Annotated in this window: 7 protein-coding genes; 5 read left to right on the top strand and 2 right to left on the bottom strand. The window is 75.9% G+C overall.

What is annotated here, in order from left to right:
• Together CBZ_RS06355 and CBZ_RS06350 are read right to left on the bottom strand one after the other, a co-directional pair.
• On the bottom strand, positions 1-719 hold a 719-nt coding region (locus tag CBZ_RS06355; RefSeq protein WP_130780740.1), incomplete at its 3' end, for a YhgE/Pip domain-containing protein.
• 107 nt (positions 720-826) lie between these two features.
• Complete coding sequence (locus CBZ_RS06350; protein WP_174768637.1) at positions 827-1,570, bottom strand: ATP-binding cassette domain-containing protein; 744 nt, start codon at positions 1,568-1,570, stop codon at positions 827-829.
• A gap of 137 nt (positions 1,571-1,707) precedes the next feature.
• Between CBZ_RS06350 and def the strand changes: the two genes are divergently transcribed.
• From def to CBZ_RS06325, 5 genes are all read left to right on the top strand, one after another.
• Positions 1,708-2,196: a peptide deformylase gene (def, locus tag CBZ_RS06345; protein WP_130780739.1), complete on the top strand. Its 489-nt coding sequence runs from the start codon at positions 1,708-1,710 to the stop codon at positions 2,194-2,196.
• Positions 2,197-2,362: 166 nt separating this feature from the next.
• Complete coding sequence (locus CBZ_RS06340; RefSeq protein WP_130780738.1) at positions 2,363-2,863, top strand: DUF3145 domain-containing protein; 501 nt, start codon at positions 2,363-2,365, stop codon at positions 2,861-2,863.
• Positions 2,864-3,024: 161 nt separating this feature from the next.
• A complete protein-coding gene (locus tag CBZ_RS06335; protein ID WP_130780737.1) occupies positions 3,025-3,492 on the top strand; it encodes an FMN-binding protein in 468 nt (155 codons plus the stop codon).
• On the top strand, positions 3,479-4,357 hold the full coding sequence (locus tag CBZ_RS06330) for an FAD:protein FMN transferase (RefSeq protein ID WP_130780736.1): 879 nt from the start codon (positions 3,479-3,481) through the stop codon (positions 4,355-4,357). The genes CBZ_RS06335 and CBZ_RS06330 overlap by 14 nt, the downstream gene beginning before the upstream one ends.
• Positions 4,354-5,871: an FAD-dependent oxidoreductase gene (locus CBZ_RS06325; RefSeq protein WP_130780735.1), complete on the top strand. Its 1,518-nt coding sequence runs from the start codon at positions 4,354-4,356 to the stop codon at positions 5,869-5,871. Before CBZ_RS06330 ends, CBZ_RS06325 begins: the two co-directional genes overlap by 4 nt.
• Positions 5,872-5,936: the final 65 nt, after the last annotated feature.

Below are 5,936 nucleotides of genomic sequence, written 5' to 3'. Positions count from 1 at the left end.
GCCTGCGTCGCGCCCGTGGCCACCTGTGCTGCGCCGCTGCTCAGCGCCGCCGCGCCGTCGGCCGAGCGGGCGGCACCGTCGGCGAGCCGCCGTGCGCCGTCGGTGAGGGTCTGCGCGCCGGCCGTGAGCTGGTTGGCGGCGTCGCCGAGCCGGACCGCACCGTCGGACGCCTGCGCGAAGCCGTCGCGCGCCTGCGACAGCCCGACGAGCACCGCGTCGACGGCCTGCTCGCCCGCGCTCGCCGACACCGCGGCGCGGATCCGCTCCATCGCGGAGCGGCCGAGCGAGGTGACGAGGAACGAGTTGGCGTCGTCGTAGGTCACGTCGATCCGGGCGGACTGCGGCGCGTCCCCGGCTGCGGAGACGAGGTCCGCGGAGAAGTCGGCGGGGATGCTCACCGCGAAGTAGTACGTGCCGTCGTCGACGCCGGCCGCGGCGTCCGCGGCGTCGGTGACGACCCAGTCGAGCGCGTGCTCGTCGACGAGCCGGTCCACGAGGTCCGCACCGGCCCGGACGTCCTCGCCGTCGCGCTCGGCACCCCGGTCGGCGTCGACGAGCGCGACGGGGATGCGGTCGAGGTGACCGGTGGGGTTCCAGAACGCCCAGAGGTAGAGCACGCCGTAGAGCAGCGGCACGACGATCATCGCGACGACGGCGAGCCGGGGGAGCGTGCCGCGACGGAAGCGGCGGAGCTCGTTGCCGGCGGTGAGCGAGAGCATGGCGGGTCCTCGGTGCGGGTGGGGTGCGGGTCGGGTGGGGCCGGACGTCGGGTGGACGGGCCGGGGGAGCGGCCGGGTGGCCGGGGTCGCGTGCTCCGGCGGGCCGGTCAGGTGGGCAGTGCGACGACGGTGGGCGGCGTGGTCCACCGGGTCCGCTCGACCTCGTCGGCGCTCGCGCACGCGGCGACGACGGTGAGCCCGTCGGCGGCGAGCTGCTCGAGCCGCGTCCAGACGTCCTGCCGGCGGCGGTCGTCGAGCACCTGGTCGACGTCGTCGACGACGAGCAGCGCGGGGCGCTGGAGCAGCGCGAGGCCGATCCGCAGCAGCATCGCGTCGAGCTCGTCGAGGTCCCACGCGACGGTGCCGCCGGGCGGGACGGGGCGGTCGCCGAACGCGGGCCGCAGCGCGGCGTCGAGGTCGTGCGGCGCGAGCCGTCGCTGGTGGCGGTACCAGGGCCCGAGCCACGCGAGCCGTTCGCGGACGAGCGCCCCGACCGTGACGGAGGCGTCGAGGTCGTCGATCCCGGCGAGACCGGCGACGGCTGCGGCCTTCTGGACGGACCGCCGGTCGCGTGGCAGGGCGTGCCCGAGGACCCGCAGGTCGGATCCCCGGTCGGGCACCATCCGCCCGGCGAGGGTGAGCAGCAGGCTGGTGCGTCCGGAGCCCTGCGCGCCCTGCAGCACGACGAGCGTGCCCGGCGCGACGTCGAGGTCGACGGGCCCGTAGACCCGACCGCGGGGGCCGTGGAGTGCCAGGCCGCGCGCCGCGACGGCGGGGGTCGGAGGTGCGACGGTCGCCTCGACGGCGGGGGCGGTGCCGTTCGGGGTGGTGTCGGTGGTGGTGGGGGACATGTGCAGGCTCCTGACTGACCGGTCAGTACAAAGGTACGTCCGTCAGGGCGCGATGTCGCCACCGGACGGTGTCGGCCCGCTCACACCCGCACCCCGGAGCGCCGTGGTCCTGGGCCCCGGCATGAAAGGATCGCCTTATGGCCATGCGAGAGATCCGCACCGTCGGAGACCCCGTCCTGCGCACCCCGTGCGACCCCATCACCACCGTCGACGACCGCGTCCGCTCGCTCGTCGAGGACCTGCTCGAGACCGTCGACCACGAGGGGCGCGCCGGCCTCGCGGCCAACCAGATCGGCGTCGGCCTGCGCGCGTTCTCCTGGAACATCGACGACGAGATCGGCTACGTCCTCAACCCCGTCATCGTCGAGCTGTCCGAGGACGAGTACCAGGACGGCGACGAGGGGTGCCTGTCCGTGCCCGGCCTCTGGTACCCGACCCGCCGCGCCTGGTACGCGCGCGTCGTCGGCACCGACCTCGACGGCAAGGAGGTCGTCGTCGAGGGCACCGAGCTCATGGCCCGCTGCCTGCAGCACGAGGTCGACCACCTCGACGGCATGCTCTACCTCGACCGCCTCGAGCGGTCCGTGCGCAAGAAGGCCATGCGCGCGATCCGCGAGCAGCTCTGACCGAGCCACCCGCAGGCGGACTGCCCGGGGTGCTGGCGTCGTCGCCGCACCTCGGGCATAGTGTGCTCAGCACGCCGCGAGACCGTGCGTACTCCTGAACCCGTTCCGGCGGGGACGAGCTGAGGTCGTTGGGGAAGGCGAACCTCGAGCCGACCAGGAGGACGACATGGCTGGTGCGATCACCCGCGGTGTACTTTTCGTGCACTCTGCGCCTCGCGCCCTGTGCCCCCACATCGAGTGGGCGGCAGGCAACGTGCTGAGCGCGCGCGTCACGTTCGACTGGACGGCGCAGCCCGCCGGTCCCGGCTTCTACCGGGCCGAGCACTCGTGGCAGGGGCCGCAGGGCACCGGTGCGCGGCTGGCCTCGGCGCTGCGCGGCTGGGCGCACCTGCGCTACGAGATCACCGAGGAGGCGAGCCACGGCGTGGACGGCTCCCGGTGGAGCCACACGCCCGAGCTCGGCATCTTCCACGCCGCGACCGACGTCCACGGCAACGTCGTCGTGCCCGAGGACCGGATCCGCGCGGCGCTCGAGCACGCGGCCGACCCCGCACGGCTGCGCGCCGAGCTCGACCTCGCGCTCGGCCAGGCCTGGGACGACGAGCTCGAGCCGTTCCGGTACGCGGGTGCCGGCGCGCCCGTGCGCTGGCTGCACCGCGTCGGCTGACCGGCCCGTCAAGGCCCCGGCGCGACCACGCGCCGGGGCCTTGCTAATCGATTCGCACGTGGACAGCCTCCGCACAGCCTCCGTCAAGGTGTGATCCCTACCGTCGTCCCTGCCGACGCGTCCCGCACGGGAACGCGCAGGCCAGGAGAGGAATCGCACCCATGAGCACGTCCCGTCCGACCGCCCTCGCCCTCGCCGGGCTGACCCTGGCCGCCGCACTGGCCGGGTGCGCCGCCGACGCCACGGCCGCCGACGCCGCTGCGGACGCGTCCGCCGACCAGGCGGGGACCGCCGCCGACGCCGCTACGAGCGCACCGGCCGAGGAGCGCTCGCCGTACGCCGACGGCACGTACGAGCAGACCGCGACCTACACCTCGCCCGCCGGCGAGGAGAGCATCGCGGTGTCGCTCACCCTCGAGGACGGCGTCGTCACGGCCGTCGCGGTCACCCCGCAGGCGACCAACCCCACGTCGCTGACGTTCCAGACCGACTTCGCGTCCGCCGTCGCGGACCAGGTCGTCGGCGTGCCGGTCGACTCGCTCGAGCTGGACGTCGTGTCCGGCGCCTCGCTCACCACCGGCGGCTTCTCCGACGCCGTGGACGCCGTCGCGGCCGATGCGCTCGGCTGAGCAGTTCGACGCGATCGGCACCCGCTGGACGGTGCGCACGCCCGACCCGCTCGACGGCGTGACGCTCGACCGCGTGCACGCGCGGATCGCCGGCTACGACGCGGTCTGGTCACGGTTCCGCGCCGACTCGCTCGTCGCCCGCATGGCCCGCCGGCCCGGGGTCTACGGGCTGCCCGCCGAGGGTGTCGCCCTGCTCGACCTCTACGACGTGCTGGGCGAGCGGACCGACGGCGCCGTCTCGCCCCTGGTCGGTCGCAGCCTCGAGCGGCTCGGGTACGACGCGGCGCACACGCTCGTCCCGTCCGGACCGCCCGTCGCCGCGCCCCGGGCGGCCGACGTGCTCGACCGCGACGGCGACCGGCTGGTCGTCCGCGAGCCCGTGCTGCTCGACGTCGGCGCTGCGGGCAAGGGGCAGCTCGTCGACCTCGTCGCCGACGTGCTCGCCGTGTGCGGCGTCGACGACGTCCTGGTCGACGCCGGCGGCGACGTCCTGCGTCGGGGCGGTGCGGGCGGCGGGAGGAGCGAGCCCGTGCGCGTGGGCCTGCAGCAGCCCGGCGACGCGACGCGCGCGGTCGGTGTCGTCGAGCTCGACGACGCCGCGGTGTGCGGGTCCGGCGTCGACCGGCGTGCGTGGGGCGACGGGCTGCACCACGTGCTCGACGCGCGGACCGGGGCGCCGACGCGCGACGTCGTCGCGACCTGGGCCGTCGCCGGGTCGGCCATGGTCGCCGACGGGCTGGCCACCGCCCTGTTCTTCGCGGAGCCCGAGCGGCTCGAGGTGCTCTTCGACCTGGAGTACGTGGTGCTGCACGCCGACGGCAGCGCGCGGTGGTCGCTGGGACTGCCCGGGGAGGTGTTCGCGTGAACCGCGTCGACGACGTGCTCGGCCGGGTCACGATGTACCGGACCGTCACGGTCGCGCTCGGGGTGGTCGTCGCGGCCGCGGCGGTGCTGTCCCTCACCGGTCACGTGCACGTCGACGTCCTCGCGCTGCTGGTGTCGGTCGTCGTGGCCGTCGGGTCCACGGCGCTCGTCAGCCGTGCGTGCGGCGTCCTGTGGCGGGTGGCCGTGCACGCCGAGTCGTCGGTCGTCACCGGACTGCTGCTCGCCCTGCTGCTGCGGCCGTCGACCGACGTCCGGGACGTCGTCGTGCTCGTCGCGGCGGGCGCCGTCGCCGGCGCGTCGAAGTTCGTCCTCGTCGTCCGGGCCCGGCACGTCCTCAACCCGGCGGCGGCCGGGGCGCTCGCGGTGGGCCTCGTCGGGGTGCCGCTCGGTGCGGTGCCCGCGACGTGGTGGGTCGCGACGCCCGCGCTCCTGCCGGTCGTCGCGCTCGCCGGCCTCGCCGTCGTGCTGCGCACCCGTCGAGGGCTGCTCGTCGGGACCTACCTGGCCGTCGCGTGCGGCGTCGTGACCCTGCGGCTCGTCGGGCAGGGGCTCGCGCCGCTCGACGCCGTCTGGTCGTCCGTGGCGTCCTACCCGATGGTGTTCGCCGCCGCGTTCATGCTGACCGAGCCGCTCACGCTGCCGCCGCGCCGGCGCCAGCAGGTCGCCGAGGCGGCGCTCGTCGGGCTCCTCACGGTCACGCCGTTCACGCTCGGGCCGCTGTGGAGCTCGCCCGAGCTCGCGCTCGCCGTCGGGAACGTCCTCGCGTTCGTCGTCGGGCAGCGCCGGGCCGTCCGGCTGCGCGTGCTCGGGCACCGCGACGTCACGCCCGCGGTCCGGGAGGTCGCGTTCGCGACCGACCGCGTCCTGCGGTTCCGGCCCGGCCAGTGGATCGAGCTGCACGTCCCGCACGCCGGCGCCGACTGGCGAGGGTCGCGGCGGGTGTTCTCGGTCGCGTCGCCCCCCGGGCACGACGGCAGCGTCGCGGTCGCGTTCCGGGTGACGGCTGCGCCGAGCTCGTTCAAGCGGACCCTGACGTCGCTGCCCGCGGGCGGCGTCGTGCGCGCGACGTCGGTCGGCGGCGACTTCCTGCTGCCGCGCCGTCCCGACGTGCCGCTGCTCCTCGTCGCCGGCGGCATCGGGATCACCCCGTTCGTCAGCCAGCTCGCGGCGCTCGCGCGGGCGGGGGAGCACCGCGACGTCGTGCTGCTGCTCCTGCTCGGCCCGGGCGACGAGCCTCCGTACGCCGACGTGCTCAGCGCGTCGCGGGCCCGGGTCGTCGTCGTCGCACCGCAGCGCCCCCCGGCCCTGCCCGACGGGTGGGAGCACCGCACCGCCCCGCTGCTCGAGGACGCCGTGCTGCGCGACGGCGTGCCCGACGCCCACCGCCGCCTCGCCTACGTGTCCGGGCCGCCACGGATGGTCGTGCACGCCCGCCGCACGCTGCGGCGCGCCGGCGTCCGGCGGATCCGGACGGACGCGTTCGCCGGGTACTGAGCCGCCGCGAGCCGCCGCCGACCGGCCCCGCAGACGCCGACGGCGCGCCGCCCGAGCAGGGGCGG

The organism is Cellulomonas biazotea, assembly GCF_004306155.1.
GTDB lineage: Bacteria > Actinomycetota > Actinomycetes > Actinomycetales > Cellulomonadaceae > Cellulomonas > Cellulomonas biazotea.
The sequence above is the reverse complement of the archived record's forward strand: the minus strand, read 5'-3'. Positions and strand labels throughout refer to the sequence as shown.